The 16,788-nt window shown below is 54.4% G+C and carries 13 protein-coding genes, 1 tRNA gene and 1 riboswitch; of the genes, 4 read left to right on the top strand and 10 right to left on the bottom strand.

Annotation, left to right across the window (positions count from 1 at the left end; translation table 11 throughout):
• Positions 1–2: 2 nt before the first annotated feature.
• From QM579_RS01175 to QM579_RS01130, 10 genes are all read right to left on the bottom strand, one after another.
• A complete protein-coding gene (locus QM579_RS01175) occupies positions 3–515 on the bottom strand; it encodes a flavodoxin family protein (RefSeq protein WP_414997402.1) in 513 nt (170 codons plus the stop codon).
• 386 nt (positions 516–901) lie between these two features.
• Entirely contained in the window at positions 902–1,633 is a 732-nt protein-coding gene (locus QM579_RS01170) for a Crp/Fnr family transcriptional regulator (RefSeq protein WP_414997401.1), read from the bottom strand.
• Between the two features lie 573 nt (positions 1,634–2,206).
• Positions 2,207–3,013: a flagellar export chaperone FliS gene (gene fliS, locus QM579_RS01165; RefSeq protein WP_414997400.1), complete on the bottom strand. Its 807-nt coding sequence runs from the start codon at positions 3,011–3,013 to the stop codon at positions 2,207–2,209.
• A 23-nt stretch (positions 3,014–3,036) separates the two neighbouring features.
• Entirely contained in the window at positions 3,037–6,135 is a 3,099-nt protein-coding gene (gene fliD, locus QM579_RS01160) for a flagellar filament capping protein FliD (protein WP_414997399.1), read from the bottom strand.
• Positions 6,136–6,434: 299 nt separating this feature from the next.
• On the bottom strand, positions 6,435–7,286 hold the full coding sequence (locus QM579_RS01155) for a VacJ family lipoprotein (RefSeq protein WP_414997398.1): 852 nt from the start codon (positions 7,284–7,286) through the stop codon (positions 6,435–6,437).
• A complete protein-coding gene (locus QM579_RS01150; RefSeq protein WP_183718513.1) occupies positions 7,276–7,920 on the bottom strand; it encodes a phospholipid-binding protein MlaC in 645 nt (214 codons plus the stop codon). Before QM579_RS01150 ends, QM579_RS01155 begins: the two co-directional genes overlap by 11 nt.
• Positions 7,921–8,373, bottom strand: a complete 453-nt coding sequence (gene mlaD / locus QM579_RS01145) for an outer membrane lipid asymmetry maintenance protein MlaD (protein ID WP_414997397.1) — start codon at positions 8,371–8,373, stop codon at positions 7,921–7,923. It lies immediately after the preceding gene.
• Positions 8,374–8,638: 265 nt separating this feature from the next.
• The gene (locus QM579_RS01140; RefSeq protein ID WP_414997396.1) at positions 8,639–9,454 is read right to left on the bottom strand and encodes an ABC transporter ATP-binding protein; all 816 of its coding nucleotides are present in this window, start codon (positions 9,452–9,454) and stop codon (positions 8,639–8,641) included.
• Positions 9,455–9,721: 267 nt separating this feature from the next.
• A complete protein-coding gene (locus QM579_RS01135) occupies positions 9,722–10,459 on the bottom strand; it encodes a YebC/PmpR family DNA-binding transcriptional regulator (protein ID WP_414997395.1) in 738 nt (245 codons plus the stop codon).
• Between the two features lie 31 nt (positions 10,460–10,490).
• Positions 10,491–11,123 carry an RlmE family RNA methyltransferase gene (locus QM579_RS01130; RefSeq protein ID WP_414997394.1) on the bottom strand — a complete coding sequence of 211 codons (633 nt, stop codon included), beginning with the start codon at positions 11,121–11,123 and terminating at the stop codon, positions 10,491–10,493.
• A gap of 183 nt (positions 11,124–11,306) precedes the next feature.
• Here QM579_RS01130 and sodC point away from each other — a divergent pair, with 183 nt between their 5' ends.
• From sodC to QM579_RS01110, 4 genes are all read left to right on the top strand, one after another.
• Entirely contained in the window at positions 11,307–11,843 is a 537-nt protein-coding gene (sodC, locus tag QM579_RS01125) for a superoxide dismutase [Cu-Zn] SodC (protein WP_414997393.1), read from the top strand.
• Positions 11,844–12,466: 623 nt separating this feature from the next.
• Positions 12,467–14,215 (top strand): DUF3880 domain-containing protein, encoded by a 1,749-nt coding sequence (locus QM579_RS01120; protein ID WP_414997392.1) that lies wholly within the window; start codon positions 12,467–12,469, stop codon positions 14,213–14,215.
• Between the two features lie 151 nt (positions 14,216–14,366).
• A tRNA-Ala gene (locus QM579_RS01115) sits at positions 14,367–14,442 on the top strand.
• A gap of 359 nt (positions 14,443–14,801) precedes the next feature.
• Positions 14,802–14,986: riboswitch (cobalamin riboswitch) on the top strand.
• A gap of 445 nt (positions 14,987–15,431) precedes the next feature.
• Positions 15,432–16,565, top strand: coding sequence for a 5-methyltetrahydropteroyltriglutamate--homocysteine S-methyltransferase (locus tag QM579_RS01110; RefSeq protein WP_414997391.1), 1,134 nt, complete (start codon positions 15,432–15,434; stop codon positions 16,563–16,565).
• Positions 16,566–16,788: the final 223 nt, after the last annotated feature.

Genomic DNA, 16,788 nt, shown 5'->3' with positions numbered 1-16,788 from the left:
CCTTATTGTTGAAAAGCGGCGCGGGCCGCTGTCAGGCAACTCAGCCAGCGCTGACTGGCCGCCTGTAAATCGTTTTCATCAGGGTGGCGGGCGGCTTCTTGCAGCCGCTCCTGCCGGGCAGCAGTCATCGGGTGGGTTCCCTTGCGTTGCGAGGCCGCCACAACCTGTGGATTCACCTTGCCCTGACACAAAAATTCATCCAGTACAGTATTGCCACCTTCTTCCAGTAAGGCTCTGGCAGCACGCTGGCAACGCATGGCGTGTTCAGATTGGGGCCACGCGCCAAGTGTGCCAAAAGAAAATATATTCTTGCCCTGAATGCTTTGTATATAGCGCTGGGCCCGTGCGTCGGGCAGGCCCTTGCGCACCCAAAAGCCCACGGCCAGCAAATCATAATCTTGCGGGGCCGGGGCATGACGCAAGGCATAACACGGCAGGCCAGACGCTTCGGCCATAGCTTCCGCCACTTTGCGGGTATTGCCAGTGCAGGATGAGTAGACGATGCAGGCTCGCACGCTTTCTACCTGAACCTGTTTTGTAAAGGATTGGCCGCATGGCGGTATATGAGGCTGCTTGCGCCGATTCTACGGGCGGCATCGCATAGTATTCTGATTGGGCTGAACATTTTTTAGTACCTGTAATTTAAATAGAATATGCTTTGTGTGAGGCCATAACTCATTATTCATTTAACTGGGTAATAGTTGCAATGCTGCCCTGGGGAGATACGATTTTTAGTCTAGCCATCAGCTTCTGGAGCATGTCAGTTTTGCGAATATGCATTCTCAAAGCTTGCGTCATGGCCGTGCGGCGTTTTACCGCACAAACAGATTGCGCTTCGGCGGGGCCTGATTGCGCCGCAGATTAGGATATGCTGGATGAAAATATTCAAAATTACGCAGAGTTATCCTTGGGCCCGTTGCACCAGCGCGTCGTGATCCAGAAGCGTGATGCTGCGGCGTTTGTGGTCAATGATGCCTGCCGAGGAAAGCGCTGAAAGTTCGCGGCTCAGACTTTCGCGGCTGATGCCCATAAGGCGGGCCAATATTTCCTGAGTGACGCCCAGCCGCAACGTAGCGCTTTTTTCCATTTTTGAGCGGTGCAGAAGCCATGCGGCAACACGCCCGGCGACGGATATGCGCCCTTGCGACCCCGCGATTTTGGTAATGAGCAGGCGCTGGCGCAGACTCATGGCCCCCAACAGGCTGACGGCCAACGGCGCGTTGTTTTCAAGCGTATGCAAGAAAGCTCTGCGATTGAGGCTCAGCACCGTAGTGGGTTGCAGAGCCACTGCCGAGATGGGGAGGCCACCTTCATAAAAAAGCACGCCAGCGTCCAGAAATTTTCCGGTATGCACGAGGTGCAATACGCATTCCTTGCCCTGACTGCTGTGGCGGCACAGCTTGACCAGACCGGACAGCACCAGCATGGCGTCAGCGCTTTCGTCTCCTTCCTGAAAGAGAGCCGCGCCGGGAGCAAAGGTTTGCAGACGCGCATGGCGGGACAAGGCATCCCTTTCATTTGGGGTAAGTGCGCTCAACAGCCCCGTGCACAGGGCATCAGCCACTGTGGCATGCTGTGAAGTCTCTTCGTTCGCAAAGGAATCAACGTGGGCGTCGTGCTGTCGGTTTGTCATAAAACCTCCTGTTTTCCCGGCTGGGGGATCTGTCCGGGCATACGTACGGCTGCCTTGAGAATGCAGGCGCAGTGTAGCGGGCGCAGGATCAGTGTACAACATAAAACCCCAGTGTGATCTGTGATCATGCTCACAATTTTGGGCAGGCATCGATTATTGTACAGGCAGAAAAAAGGCAATCATGCGGGCTACCGGAAAATTAGATTTGCACTATGCTGGTGCAGATAGCCGACATGATGAAAACAGCCTTTGACGATGTTGACTGCGTATCTTCTTGAACTATTTTTAATATATATTTAACGTATGGTAACGTATAGTTGCATGATGCCGGATTAAAAAATCATCTACAAAGCAGCTGGAGAGCATAAAAAAAACGGACATCCCCGCTTCTGAAGTTCAGAAGCGGGGATGTTATGCATTTTTTGCAATACGCGCATATATTGCGCTTACCCGGTAAGTATTTCGAACGGAGTTCTTGAGCAGTTAAATTTTTACAAAGTTAAAATGCTTGAATCTGCCGTGCCGAGTTTTCTGTTTAGTATTTGCGAATACATCTTTCAAAGCCAGTGCGTATTAACCGCGTGGGGGCACTTTGCCGTATGCTCCGGGCAACCTGTTTGGGGCAAATCCCTTGGGTGCAGCTGGCGGTTGGCTCATGGCCTGATCAAAGGCCTGAACATGCGCACGGGGGGCGGTTTGCGCTGGAGCCGCGCCTGTGGCGAGGGAGGCACTGGGCGCTACAGGCACCGCTGGCATGGGCGTCTGGCTCGGAACCGGGGCAGGAGCCGGAGAATAGCCCGGCAGATTGGGCTGCGGGGCTGCTGCGGCAACCGTGGCAGTAGCGGAGGCGTCCATTGCCTGTGGTGGCATCATTGAGTTACGCCCGTAGGCCGCCTGCGCATGGGCACGGGGCACTGCTGTGCCCTGGTGCTGCATGATGGGCTGCGCCGTTTTGGTCACTGATCCCGTAGGCTGCATGCGGGTTGCAATGTCTGCCGCAACTTTTCGGGCCTCGGGGGTTTCGATGATCTGGGCATAAGCTCCACGCAGGCCGGACAGTATGGTTTCCACACTGTCGAGAGACTCCACGTCCATCTTGAGGTTGGCGCGCAACAAACGGGCGGTGCAGAGCAGGTAGAGATTATTGAGGTTAACCGCCAAGCTGCCGCCTTTGTCCATATTAAGAGATGCGGCAAGTTCGTTAACTATGTCAATAACCTTTGAAATCATGATGCCCTTACCGGCAAAATCCTTGGCAAGCATTTTGGTGCGTGCCTGCTGGATATACTTAAGGGCGCCATCGTAGAGCATGAGCAAAAGCTGCCCCTGATCCGTGGTGCCAACCTTGGTCTGAAAATAAGCGTTCGCCGCTTTGTTCATATCCGTATCCTTGTGTGAGCCTGTTATGAGCTCTTGCTGCTGCTATTCAACTTGGCTATCTGCGATTCCAACTGGGTTTGCTGGGTGTTGTATTTCTTCAGCAATGTTTCCAGGTTGGCAAAAGATGTTTTTTGCCTTTTTTCCCAAAGGGACAGTCGATTCTGCTCCAGAGTGATTTTTTTGTCGATGTTGTCCATGATGGTCTTGTAGTTATTGCGCAAGACCATAAGAGCGCCGTTCTGTGATTTAAGGGCAATGGCGTCGGCATTTTTACTGGGGTCTGTTCCGGACAGGTTGACGTCATTGAATACCAGCTCTTTTTTCAAAAAGCTGTTGACGGTCTGTGTCAGTCCTTCCTTGATGCGCACCTGACCCGTATGTTCGCCCTGACTCAGGTCATCAATAAGGATCGCCAAACCCCGACCGTCGCCGGAACCCACGCTGTAGTAATAACCGGCCTGCCCCAAGTCTCGCTTGGCCTCGACGCCGCCCACCATAACTTTTTCAATGTTGCCGCTGGCGTCAACCGTGTAGCTTACATCGTATGTTCCGGCCTTGGTGATGCCAGCAACGTGGCTGCCGTAACGAAAAGACGAAGATGTACTGGTACCTGTGCCGTCGGTGCAGAAAAAATCCACAACGGCTTCCAGGTTGTTGGTGATCATGTTGGTATAGTTTTCCTGATCCATTTGCTGCAGAGCGGCAATACTGGATGAGGGCGCTATTTCCAGCAGACCGAATTTGTCGCTGGCCTCATTGTTATTGACCTTGATGCCCAGGTTGGCCAGGTTCGCCAGCACATCGCCAGAGAGCAGATCGTCTGCGCTGGAGCGGCTTTTAAAACCAGGAGGCGAACTGCCGAGCAGGCTGTTGAACCGCGACTTGAAAAGCTGCACGCCATAGTTGCCCTGAAGCAGACCGCCCTTTTCCGCAGTGAGCTGTGACGGGCTGTAGTTGGAGTTATCGGCATGATCAGGGTCGTTGGTCGTTGTTGCCTTGTCTTCGTCAAACTTGGTGAATTCGCGTACGGTAAGAAGTACAGAGTTTACAGCGTCCAGAAAGGTCTGGATGGATTTTTCCACCGAAGTGATATCGGTGCTGACGCTGATGCGTGCCTGTCCCTTGTCCTGAATGGTAAACACCACGCCATCAATGACATCGCTGACGCTGTTGGAGGCCGACTCCATTTCAATGGGCCAGTTATCTACAGTAAAGCGGGCATTGGTGGACCGCTGGATATTCCAGTTTGAAGATGAGGCTACCTGTCCCTTGATGCCCGGACCGCTGACGCTTTGGGCATTGGTGATGGAAAGAAAGGGATCACCGTCGGCTGCGCTGGTCCAGTCTGTGCCGTCAGCCTTTACGAGCTTGGCCGTTGCTCCGGCTGCCTGAGCGGCGGAGTTGGTCGCCAGAGTTTGCTGGATGCTGTTGACCACCTGCTGCATGGTGGAACCACTGGCGATGGGGGGCACGGTTATCTGGGTGCCGTCGTTAAGAGTGACCGTGTAATTGAGGTCAGGTTGCGTGGCATCCAGTGGGTCGCCCGGCGTCAGACCTGTGGCCGAAGTTGTGGTAGCGGTGCTGGTGGTCAAGCCATCCATGCCGCCGCCCGTACCCTGGCTCACGTAAAACTGAAGCGTATCGCCAAGGGAAAATGACAGGTCGCTGCCGCTACTTGTTGGAGCAACGCCAGTTTTGGTCTGTATTTCGTTTGCAAGGTCCTGATACGTTGCGTCGTTGGCCAGAGTTATGGTCTGGGTGCTGCCGCTTTTGTCAACAATTGTGTAGGTAAAATTTTTGGTGCCGTCCGCGCTGCTGCCGCCCAGCTTGCTTGAAAGCATGCTGCCCTTGAAATTTATGCTGGTGATGGCGGAAGACAGGGTATCGTCTACGCGGGTACCCATAGTGCTGGCGGTGGTGCTGCTGGTGAACAGGGCTGTGTCAGCCGGATTTGCGCCTGCATCAAAGGTGATGCCGGTAATATTGTTCAGGTTGACAGACCACCTGCCCGAACTGTCCATGCTCAGGTCCGCCGTCTTCATGCCCGTGCCCTGAGCCATCTGGATGAGGGCGTCTCTGAGGTTTGTTCCGGCCTTGATCGTGAGCTGCCGTGTGCCTGTTGTGATGCCGTCATCGTAATTCAGGGTCATGGTCAGGTCAGATTGCAGCTTCGTATTCGTAGGATCGGATCCAACGGTAACCTTGGTGCTGGCGGCAACGGATTTTGGGGTTGTGCTGGTATCCCGCTGGTACATGGCGGACACGCCCGAGAGCGTCAGGTTGCCGCTGCTGTCGAGACTGGCCACATTGCGGCCTGTCTGCGTGTTGATCTGATCTGCAAGGTTCTGGTTGGTCTTGTCGCCCGTGATGGAAACGGTAAATTGGGAGCCGTCTTCCATGAACAGGTCAAAAGCGTATTTTTTAGGATCAGAAAGTGTGGCGCTGAGGTCCAGAGCATTGTTGGTCTTCCATACCGACGTGCTTCCAGCCGAACTCATGCCCACAAGGCCGCTGCTGTGAACGACGAGGTCGTTTTCCGCCCCGGTGCTCTTGCCAGCGACCTGGAACACGTAGCCCGTTCCCGTCTGCACAAGGCTGACCTTGATGCCAGGATTTTCCGTAGAATTGTTGACCATGCTGGCAAAGGATTCCAGTGTGGTCTTGGGCGGTATTTTGATGCTCTTGGTGGTTCCGGCATAGGTGAAGGTGAAATTTTGATCCACGCCGGAATCGTTGATAACTTCAGTTTTTGAGCTGAACACATGCCCCGTGTTGGCCCATACAGAGTTATTTGCCATTTGCAGCACATTGATGGTGTGCTGCACGTCCTGGGCAGAAGCATTGGCAACAGCCGTCAGAACATTATCATTGCTGCTGGCAACGTTTTTGGTGACGAAGCTGTTTCTGTTACCCAGAGTTGAGAGCACGTTGCTGGCGACCTGCACCTGCTCGATAATGGAACCGAACGCCTCATAGCGCAGATTCCAGTCAGACTTCCAGGCAGTCAAACGGTTGAGCTGTGTGGATTCAACCTTCTTGAGCTTGGCAAGCACCTCATCAAAGTTGGTGTCCATGCCGCTCAAGCCGGAAATGGCGTTGGAGCCGGATATACTGGTGGCCATAGGCGCCTCTCATCAAATATTTTTATGTCCGGCTGAATGGGCATATATGCCGGGCACATTCTCTTTTTGCAAGATGCGTGCAACTTTTTAAGGCAGTTTTTTCCTCCTGTTTTTCCGGATGACCGGCAGGAACATGAGCGTGCAGCCGTTGAATGGCAGCGAGAGCCCGCTATTAATAATAACGGCTGCGGCAAGAAAAAGTTTAGACAAGCGGGCGACAGACTGCAGGTGAATGTAAAAGGCCGCCTCGTTGCGAGGCGGCCTTTTACATTCACAGGGGCAGTTCACAAACTGAAAAATCAGTGCATGACCTGCGATCTACGAAAGTTCACATAGGCTTCGCGCATGGCAAGATAAGGATCAAGAGCCACGCTGTTCAGGTCTTCATAGAGGGGCAGCACATCGCCAAGGGCGTTAAAGCGAAGGCCTCCGCTGACCCCGGCACCAAGTTCCCAGGGCTGCAGGTAAAAGAGCGGGTCGGCAAAGAGGTCGCCCACGCGGCCGACAGTGTCGCGCGCAGAACTGGGACCAATGATAGGCCACACCAGGTAAAATCCCTGGCCTATGCCCCAGCGCCCAAGAGTCTGGCCGAAGTCTTCGCCCGTAGGATCAATGGGCACAATGGCTTTTTTGCCCTTGGCCACGTCGGCGAGGCCAAGACTGGAGGTGGTGTTTATGACAAAACGGCCAAACTCCACACCAGCTTCCATAAAGCGGAACTGAAGGATGTTATTCACAAAACGCACGGGAAAGAGCAGGTTTGAAAAGAAATTTTTCAAACCGCCGCGGATCTGGTGCGGGGTGATGAATACCCATGCATCGTAGGCTGGCCTGGCTACATAGAGGTAAAAAATGTCATTGAAGTGGAACCAAAAGCGGTTCCAGGGTTCAAAGGGGTCGGCGATACTGCCGAAGTCTGCGGTGTCGTAGTCATCCAGTTCGTCCGCTTCGCGCAGAGAACCGTAAGGCGTTACGGTAACTGCTCCGGGGGGCAGCATGGGCGCGCCCCCGTAAACCGTAGAAGGTGCCGGAGACTGCCTGACGCCCTGCGCCGCCAAAGATTTGCTGCTGTCCAGACAAATGACGCCAGCCAACAGCAGAAGGCTCAGGGCAAAAGCCCGGGCCTGACGTGGTAAGTGTTTATTTGCCATGTTCCTGCCGCACTTCCATTGCCTTGGACTTGATTCGGGCAATGAGGTTTTCCGGCGAATCCGTGTTCAGAATATCCTGAAATTGGGTGCGGTAGTTTTTGACCAAGCTGATATTTTCAATAAGCACGTCGTAAACCAGCCATTTGCCGTTTTTGGGCAGCATGCGATAGGCTACGGGCACTTTTTTGCCATCCTTCATAGTGATGACGCTGCGAACTTCGACACGGTCGCCCTTGGCCGAAGCCACTTCGCCAGTATAGATCACCTGCTCGCCGTTATACCCGTCAATTTTGTTGACGTAGGTATTGATAAGCAGGTCGGCGAAAGCATCACTGAACGCTTTTTTCTGCGCTGGAGTGAATGTGCGCCAGCGCGGCCCCACGGTACGTGAAGAAAATTCGCCGAAGTCAAAGATGTGCAGCACTTCGTCTTCGATCTGCTGGCGTATTGGCCCGCGCGTGGCAGGGTTCACATAGTCAGGATTTTTTATGAAACTCAAAATCCGGTCAGTGGCTGTTTCCAGAGCCTGCTTGGCAGGAGAATTGGCCTGCGCTGCGGCAGGCAGAAGAATAAAAGCCAACAGGAGGCCGCACAAGGTGAGGGTGATACGGCGTGAAAATGCATGGGTGAACATTTATTTCACTCCTCCAAAAGCGTATTTGCTGATAAGAGTGCCCAGGTCAACGGAGGATTCTGTTTCCGTAATTGTGTCGCCGGGGGCAAGTATGTGATCAGATCCGCCACGGGAAATGCTGATGAACTTGTCGCCAATGAGCCCGCTGGTGCGAACCGAGGCAATGCTGTCGTCGGAAAGGTGCATGTTCTTGTTCAGACGCAGCCGCACCACAGCCTGATTGCGCATGGGGTCCGAGTCCAGGCTGATGCCTGTGACCTTGCCAATGGGTACCCCGGACATTTCCACATCAGCGCCGACCCGCAGGCCTGAGACAGAGTCAAAGTTGGCATTGAGCTCGTAGCCCGTGCCAGAAAAAACTTCCATCTTGCCGAGCTTGATGGTCAGGTAGGCAACGCAGAGCAGGCCAATCAACACAAAAAGGCCCACAGCGGTTTCGCGTACAGTACTCATTAGGTTTGCATCACTCCCCCGTAGCCGGAGCTACAGTCTTTCTTCGATACTATATGGAGGCAGTCGTAAAGTTTCAAGCCCCTTGCGGAACTAGGTTAGGCTGTTCAGGCGCGGCAGCGCCAGCCTCTTGAAAACTGTGGCGGCAGGACTCAAAGGGCTTCTTGCCCTGGAGATGCGGGCCTTTTGCCTGACGGCGAAATCTGTTTGTTCCAATGAGCCTGCGCGCTCCTGAGTAAAAACACAGCCTGCAACATGAATTAGGCTGTTATGAAGCCAGCCACGTATCAAGGGCTTTGCTCACTGCCGGGTCAATGGGCTGGTGCAGGTCGCGGCGTTCGTCCCCGGCCTCACGCTGTAAAAACTGGCGTAAATAGGGATTTTCACTGGCTTCAAGTTCGGCCAGCGTGCCAGAAAACAGCGCCTCGCCATCTGCCAGCACCAGCACATGGTCGGCAATGGCCCTCAGGCTTGCCAGGTCGTGGCTTACTACAACCACGCTCATGTCGGCGTATTGCTGGCGCATGGCCAGCAGCAGGTCATCCATACGGGCCGCGGTTATGGGGTCAAGGCCAGAGGTTGGCTCGTCGCACAGGAGCACACGCGGTTCTGCAACGATGGCCCGCGCAAGCCCGGCGCGCTTGCGCATGCCGCCGGAGAGCTGGTTGGGATAAAAATCGGCAAAATCTTCAAGCCCGACCATGCGCAGAACCCGCAGGCCCGCTTCGCGAATGGTGGCGGGAGGCAGGTGCAGGTGCTCGCTCAGGGGCAGAGTGACGTTTTGCACCAAAGACAGGGCACCGAGCAGGGCGCCGTCTTGAAAAAGCACGCCCATGTGGCGGCGGATACGGCGAAAGTCGGTTTTGCCGAGGGCAAAGAGGTCGCGCCCGCCAACCTGCACCTGGCCGGAAAGTGGTCGCGAAAGACCGATGATGTGGCGCAGCAGTGTTGACTTGCCGCAGCCGGAACCACCCAGAATAACCGAAACCTTGCCGCCGGGCAGTGTCGCATTGATGTCACGAAGGACCACATGACTTCCATAGCCCACGCTGAGCTCGCGAAATTCCAAGTCCCATGCCTGCATGTAACGCCTGCCTTCAAAATGGTTGCCGGGGCTGTTTGCGACGTCCGGAAACGTTCGGGTGCTTTGCAATAAATTTTTTATTTTCCCCTCCCGGGGGCGCCGGGGGACTATAGTCTAACCCAGGCGGAGCGGAGGAACAAGTTTGACTTTTCAACCCGGATGGCGTTGCAGCCTGAAAGAGCCGCGTAACGACGGGAAAATTCGTATTCGCCTGGGGTGCAAGGACTTGAGAACAAATCCTTACACCCCTTTCAGGCGTGAAAAGCTTTAGTCGGTGGGCATGTCGTCAGGGAAATCCACGTTGGCGTAAACGTTCTGGACGTCATCGTTGTCGTCCAGCGCGTCCATAAGGCGCAATACTTTCTGGCCCATGTCGGCGTCAACAGCCACCAGATTTTGCGGCACCATGGCAAGCTCGGCAGACTGCATGGCAAGGCCGGCTGCTTCCAGAGCGTCACGCACGGCAGTAAAATCTGTCATGGCCGTGTGAATGGTCCATTGGTCCTCATCGTCAATCACATCGTCAGCGCCGGCTTCCAGAGCCGCTTCCATAATCTTGTCTTCAGGATAGGCGCTTTTTTCGATGCTGATGACGCCCTTGCGGTCAAACATCCAGCCTACGCTGCCGTTTTCACCCATTGAGCCGCCATGCTTGGAAAAAAGGTGGCGTACTTCAGCCACAGTGCGGTTCTTGTTGTCGGTGGCCACTTCAACCATGACGGCAATGCCGCCCGGGCCGTAGCCTTCGTAGAAGGTTTCGGTGAGATCGCCGCCAGCGTCTTCGCCGGTGCCCTTGCGGATGGCGCCCTCAATTTTGTCCTTGGGCAGGTTCACCGCTTTGGCTGCGGCTATGGCCGCGCGCAAGCGGGAGTTACTGTCAGGGTCGCCGCCGGTTTTAGCGGCGATGATGATTTCCTTGGCAGCCTTGGTGAATATTTTACCGCGCTTGGCATCCTGACGCCCTTTGCGGTGCTGAATATTGGCCCATTTGCTGTGACCAGACATAAAACCTCCGAAACCTTTAGGAATAATTGTTTTACCGGCCCGGCGGCGCATCCACTGGGTCAGTCTGGTTCGGCTTGTCGCGAAAGCCAAGGCCCACAAAAAATGTTTCCTTGCTTTCAGGACGCGAACTCTTGGGTTTGAAGGACTTGACCGTTGTAAACGCTTTGCGCATAGGCGCCAGCAATTCCTGAACGTCCGGGCCCATGAAAAGTTTCACCACAAAGCTCCCGCCCTGCTTCAAATGCAGGCAGGCAACAGACAGCGCTTCCACGGCCAGATCCAGTGAGCGGGCCTGATCGGTGAAGCGGGTACCTGTTGTGCGTGGGGCCATGTCGCTTATGACAAGGTCAAAGGGGCCGAGTTCTTCCAGCTTGGCCTCAAAGGCCGAAGAGCGGTCAAACACGTCCTCTTGCATGAAGGTGACCTGGGGGGGGAAGGTCGTCTCCGTGCTTTGAATGTCACAGGCTAGAACCAAACCCTTGGAACCCACCTTTTCCGCCGCGCCCAATGACCATGAGCCGGGGGCTGCCCCCAGGTCCAGAATCTTTTGGCCGGGCCGCAACAGGCGGAACTTGGCGTCCAGTTCCTTAAGCTTGTAGACCGAACGCGCGGGATAATTCTCGCGCTTGGCCTTGAGGAAGTAATGGTCTCGATATTCCTTCATAATATATACCAACACGTAACCATACTCTTTTTTATTCGCTTCGCCAAGTGGCGTATGGGGGCAAGAGTCCGCGAAAAAAAATGACGCGTTGACCAGACTGTGTGGATGCGCTAGCTTATTAGTAAGGTTTCACAGGTGTCGGTGAGTTGTCTTGCTGCATGCCATAAACAAAGGAGACTTCATATGAAAAAAATTCTGCTGTCCTTGTGTTTTGTGTGCTGCGCCCTCTGGATCGGAGCGGGCGCCGCGCAGGCGGAGAGCGTCAAGGTTCCTGTTAATAAGATCACTGACGACGGTGTGGGCGAAGCCATAGGCTTCATCACGTTTACTGATGACGGCAAGGGTGGCCTGGATATTCTGATGGACGTTATGGGCATCAGCGAAGGCCAGCACGGCATGCACGTGCATGAAAACCCCTCATGCGCTCCTGCTGAAAAAGATGGAAAGAAAGTGGCTGGCCTGTCGGCAGGTGGTCATTTTGACCCCGATAAAACTGGCAAGCATGAAGGCCCGGTCAAGCATGGCCACAAGGGCGACCTGCCCGCCATCACTGCCGATGCCAAGGGCGAAGTCAAGGGTGAGCTGAACGCGCCCAATCTGGCCGTTAAGGACCTCAAGGGCCGCGCGGTCATTATTCATGCGGGCGGAGACAACTATTCCGACCAACCCGCCCCTCTGGGCGGCGGCGGCGCTCGGATAGCCTGCGGCGTGATTCAGTAAACAGCCGTAGAAATCCCCAAGGCACTCCTTTACTATTGACCCCGCCACGTTTTCTGTGGCGGGGTTTTTTCGTGTGCCATACTTGCCCGCAGTGGCGTGCATTGGCTATGCTGCACGTCAGGAAAGCTTGGGCAGTTTGGGCCGTGCAGGCCGAGCGTCATTTTAAGGAAACGCTGATTTATTCCGTTTGGCGGCGTTGCTTCGCTTTTTTTGAAACAGTCGAGGAAGGAAGTGTCTACTCCTGCTCCAAAAAAAGATCGCGCCTTGCCAAACGAAATAACTGCGCGTTTCCAGGAGGATCTTTAATCAGTGCTTCCTTAGATGTTTTTGCGCCGAACTTTTTCTTTTGTTCCGGTAGAGTATTAAACGAAGGCACTGCCCGCATAAGCTATTAGTTCTTCTTGATAAAACAGGGATATTCATTTGACGGCACGGCCTGAAATAGCTGCACATTGAGCGCTCTGCCGTTTCAAAACCGGTATTTTTTGAAGATGATGTGGTTTTCAGCAAGATCCCTGCCGCGTTGCGCAGGCAACTCGTACAGCATGCCAGCATTGCATGCTGTAAGGCGGGCACTGTAACCGTGACGGCAACACGATAGTAAAGGGTAGTCGGGCAATATATTGAATGCAGATCAAGCATCCAGACCTCAGCGCCTGAGCCTGCCTGATTTTTTCGGGCGAAAGCTGACGCTGCCAGAAGGGCAGGAGTCCTGGCGGCGTGCGGGCGAAGGCGAAGACGCGCTGGTATTGGGCCTTGGCCCTGGCTGCCCGTGGCGAACCTCTCTCACAGCGGGAGCGCGCACTGTTTATTGGCTGGAACATGAACCAACCCTGCAATCCTTGCCCGCACTGAATGAAAGAGGTGGGGCGGGCCCGCCGGACCATTGGAAAAAGGTATCACTGGATGAGGCCGTGGTTTTGGCTGCTCAATGCGAGTGTCTCTTTTATGGCCCAGGCATGCGGCTTGCCCCCGAGTTCTGGGGGCCGCTTCTGGGGCATGTGGACGCGGCACAGCTGGGCGCTGGAGAGCTGACGGCAGAGGGTTCGTCAGAAAACAGCGCGGCATCGGCCCCGCCGGACGCTGCCAACGTTGGCATGCCTGCCTGCCTGGCTTCACGAAAGGGTAGGGGAGAATCACGAGGTTCAGTGCTTTTGCCTGGGCATAACGGGCAGCTGCTGCATCAGGAATTGTTGCAGGCTTTGGATTCTTGCGGATTACATGCGATTTCAGCTTTGCCGGACGCCTTTCAGACGCATGTTGACGTGCACGCTGTCTGGCGTGACATCCTTCGTCAGGGCAAACCGCGTCTTGTATTGTCTGTAAATCTGCGTGGACTGGATGCGGAAGGGCGGATCTTTCATCTTTGCCAGGGCATGAATATACCAGTGGCCCTCTGGCTTGTGGACAATCCCTGGCATGTATTGTCGGCATTGCGGCTGCCGTGGTGGCGTGAAGCCCATATATTTGTCACAGACCCTTCCTTTGTGCCGGAGCTTGTGGCCGCCGGGGCGCGGCACGTGCATCACCTGCCTCTGGCTGTTGCGCCACATATGTGGCGGGAGGCAGCGCCTGATCTTTTGGCAGCGCCTGAACCGCTTTTTGTGGGCCGTTCTGCCTTTCCTCAGAAGGAACGTTTTTTTGCAGCCGCCAGGGTGCCAGAAGATCTGCTGGCTGAAGCGCTGGCTTTGCTGGAACGTGGGGAAGCGCCAGCTCTTGGCCCCAATTATTTTTGGTGGCAACGCACGCTTGGCGGAGCCCGCTGGCCTGATCCGGCTGTACGTAGCGCCGGGTTGGGTGCCGAGGTATGCGCCCGCGCCAATCGCGTCCGCTGGTTACGAACTATTATTGAGGGAAGGGCGGTTGCGTACGATGGGACGAATATCAGCCGCGCAGCGGGCTCCACTGATGGCCCTGTTTCTAGCCCCACAGCGGACTTGAGGCGTCTGCCACTGCGCATTGTGGGGGACGCTGGCTGGCGTGAGCTTTTGCCCGGTGCGGGCATTCAGCCTCCTGTGGACTATTATTCGGCCTTGCCCGGGCTCTATGCCCAAGCGGCGGTGGTCAACGTGACGAGCCTGCTTCTGCCGCACAGCCTGAGTCAACGTCATTTTGACGTTTGGGCTGCTGGCGGATTGCTGCTGAGTGACTCCACACCGGGTCTGGATTTGTTTCCGGAAGATCTGGCAGACGCTGTGCGGCTTAATGCTCCCGAAGATTTCTGGCCGCGCTGGGACGTCGTGTACTTGCGGCCTGCCTATGCAAAAGATTTGCGCATGGCCTGGCGTGAGCACCTGCGTGAGGCTCATGAGTATACGCACCGCGTGCGGCGCATTTGTGAGTTGACGGGCAGCATTGCTGCCGAGGTATAGCTTGGGGCGTAAGGCCGTAGTGCAGATTGGCCTTGTGTATTGGATATGACAGGTTTTTCTTGGCAGAAAGGCAAAGCTGCGCAGATGCAAAGCACTTGACAGCAGGACGTGTATTGCCTATTGGTTTCTTCCTGCGATATTTTCAATTCGTGGGGAAGTAGCTCAGCTGGGAGAGCATCGCCTTCGCAAGGCGGGGGTCGAGGGTTCAAATCCCTTCTTCTCCACCATTTTTTAAGGGGTTACCTGTAATCAGGTAACCCTTTTTTTGTTTTTCAATAGTATTTTATCCTACCCACTGAAGATGAGTCATTAAGGGCGGCAACATCGCCATCTCTGGATGATGCGGTCTGCCGTCGCGCATCCCCCCTGCATGCTGTGCACAGAGACAAGCCAACGATCTGCTCCAGCAGCTCTTCACAGTTTTTTAAATGGCACCGAATATCTTTCATTGATGCGTGGATAGCAGAATTTAACAACGGAAACCCTTGGCAAATTGTGGCGTTGCTGCAAGGGAGCGGTTGCCATTCTCGTGGATGGAGCAGGATTTACATTTCGTAGTTTGCGGCAAATCGTCGGTTGACGAGGCGAACTATGTTATATATCAATTTATTTTGATATTGTGATAAGAAACGGAAGGCAGTGAAAATCTGCCGCGGGCGCGCCACTGTAACCGGAATTACCTGAACCTGGCCACTGTTTGTATCTGCAAATGGGAAGACCAGGCTGCCACGGGCCGGAAGCCAGGAGACGACTTGTCACAATCGCTGCGAATGGCGCAGCTCGGCAGTACTGTCTCGCGTACAGGCAATTGTCCGGCCTGACGGGTGTTTTCCATCCGTTCTGGCTTCACGTGAAATGGACTGTCCTTTCAACACTTATTGAAAGGAGCATCCTATGAAAACCTCTTTTTTGAGGTTCACATCAATTGGCAGACTCTGTAAGAGTCGCAGCTGGTTCCCGAATCTTACCGTAACGCTTTTCGTGTCAGACAATCCTTCACGGCGGTCGCAAACGACCTAAAAATCCTTTGGCGCATCCAGCGAAGGCTGGTTTTGAGCGTGCGCCTGCGGAGAATTCTTGATCTGTGGCCGCCTGTCAGACTGTACCCGTATTTTCGCATGTTGCCCGTTTGGCAGATTACGCTTTGTAAATGAAGGCGGATTGGTCCGCAAAACTGTGCGCCGTCACATAGGTGCAAGCATATAAAGGATTAAAAATGACTACTGAAAATTCCATTACGCGTTCTTTGGGCAAACCTCCTTTTCGGGCCGATCATGTAGGCAGCTTTCTGCGCCCGGAATCTGTGAAAACGGCCCGCAAGCAACTGCAAGACAAAGAAATTACGCCCGAAGCTCTGCGCATTGTGGAAGATGAAGCCATCATGCAACTGGTGGAAAAGCAGAAACAGTGCGGGCTTCAAGCTGTCACAGACGGTGAGTTTCGACGGAGCTGGTGGCATCTGGACTTTTTCGCCGGACTTCAGGGGATTCAAAAAACCGTAACCAATAAGGGTTTTGTTTTCCACGGTGTGCATACCAAGGCAGAAAGTGTGGAACTGGCTGGCCCCGTAAGTTTTTTTGACCACCCGATGTTACGGGACTTCGCCTTTCTAAAAGGCTGCGCCGGGGAGCATACGGCTAAAATGACCATTCCTTCGCCTGCCATGCTACATTTTGTGCTGGCTATCAGGAATGAACAGTTTGCGCTGCCCGGTTTTTATCAGTCCGAAACCGCGTTGCTTGACGATATAGCAAACACCTACAGAGGCGCCCTGAAAGCTTTTTATGAAGCCGGATGCCGCTATCTTCAGCTGGACGACACCAGCTGGGGAGCACTGTGCTCTGCCGAACAGCGAGCCGCATTGGCGGGCAGAGGCATCGATCCGGCAGCTTTAGCAGAAAAATATGTGAACCTTGTGAACGCCGCCATTGCAGACAGACCCGCCGATATGGCAGTGACTATGCACATCTGCCGGGGAAATTTTCGCTCCACATGGTTTTCCAGCGGCGGCTATGAGCCTGTGGCGCAGGAACTGTTTGGCAAGGCTAAACTGAACGGCTTCTTTCTTGAATATGACTCCGAACGCGCTGGCGATTTTAGCCCGCTCAAGCATATGCGTGATCAGCAAGTGGTGCTTGGCCTGGTATCGACAAAAACAGGCGTTTTGGAAGACAGGGAAGCCATCAAGGCGAGAATTGCTGAAGCCGCAAAGGTTGTTCCCCTTGAACAACTTTGCCTCAGCCCGCAGTGCGGATTTTCGTCCACTGAAGAAGGAAATACGCTGACCGAAGAAGAGCAGTGGAAAAAGATTGGCCTTGTTGTTGAAGTGGCGGAGAGCATTTGGAAGTAAAGGCATTGAACGATTGGTTTGTCCCGATGCCTTGCGGGAAATAAAATTGGCAATTGAAGCCATGTTGCAAATTTGTGCCCGGCAGGAGTGTAAGAACAACCTGCCGGGCACATGCGTTTACCTGCGCGTCATAAAGAAAAGCGTAGCTATGGGGCAGCCGCAATATGATCGAAAGGGGGCTGGCTGAAGACGGTACCGTCAAGGCTAAAATCTTTGCGTCCAT

It is taken from the genome of Desulfovibrio sp. (assembly GCF_047607245.1).
Classification (GTDB): Bacteria; Desulfobacterota; Desulfovibrionia; order Desulfovibrionales; family Desulfovibrionaceae; genus Desulfovibrio.
The sequence above is the reverse complement of the archived record's forward strand: the minus strand, read 5'-3'. Positions and strand labels throughout refer to the sequence as shown.

Coding starts and splice junctions, on each gene's coding strand:
- sodC (WP_414997393.1), top strand. CDS start 11,307: ATGAAAAAAATTCTGCTGTCCTTGTGTTTTGTGTGCTGCGCCCTCTGG.
- QM579_RS01130 (WP_414997394.1), bottom strand. CDS start 11,123: ATGAAGGAATATCGAGACCATTACTTCCTCAAGGCCAAGCGCGAGAAT.
- mlaD (WP_414997397.1), bottom strand. CDS start 8,373: ATGAGTACTGTACGCGAAACCGCTGTGGGCCTTTTTGTGTTGATTGGC.
- fliS (WP_414997400.1), bottom strand. CDS start 3,013: ATGAACAAAGCGGCGAACGCTTATTTTCAGACCAAGGTTGGCACCACG.
- QM579_RS01135 (WP_414997395.1), bottom strand. CDS start 10,459: ATGTCTGGTCACAGCAAATGGGCCAATATTCAGCACCGCAAAGGGCGT.
- QM579_RS01140 (WP_414997396.1), bottom strand. CDS start 9,454: ATGCAGGCATGGGACTTGGAATTTCGCGAGCTCAGCGTGGGCTATGGA.
- QM579_RS01170 (WP_414997401.1), bottom strand. CDS start 1,633: ATGACAAACCGACAGCACGACGCCCACGTTGATTCCTTTGCGAACGAA.
- QM579_RS01110 (WP_414997391.1), top strand. CDS start 15,432: ATGACTACTGAAAATTCCATTACGCGTTCTTTGGGCAAACCTCCTTTT.
- QM579_RS01150 (WP_183718513.1), bottom strand. CDS start 7,920: ATGTTCACCCATGCATTTTCACGCCGTATCACCCTCACCTTGTGCGGC.
- fliD (WP_414997399.1), bottom strand. CDS start 6,135: ATGGCCACCAGTATATCCGGCTCCAACGCCATTTCCGGCTTGAGCGGC.
- QM579_RS01155 (WP_414997398.1), bottom strand. CDS start 7,286: ATGGCAAATAAACACTTACCACGTCAGGCCCGGGCTTTTGCCCTGAGC.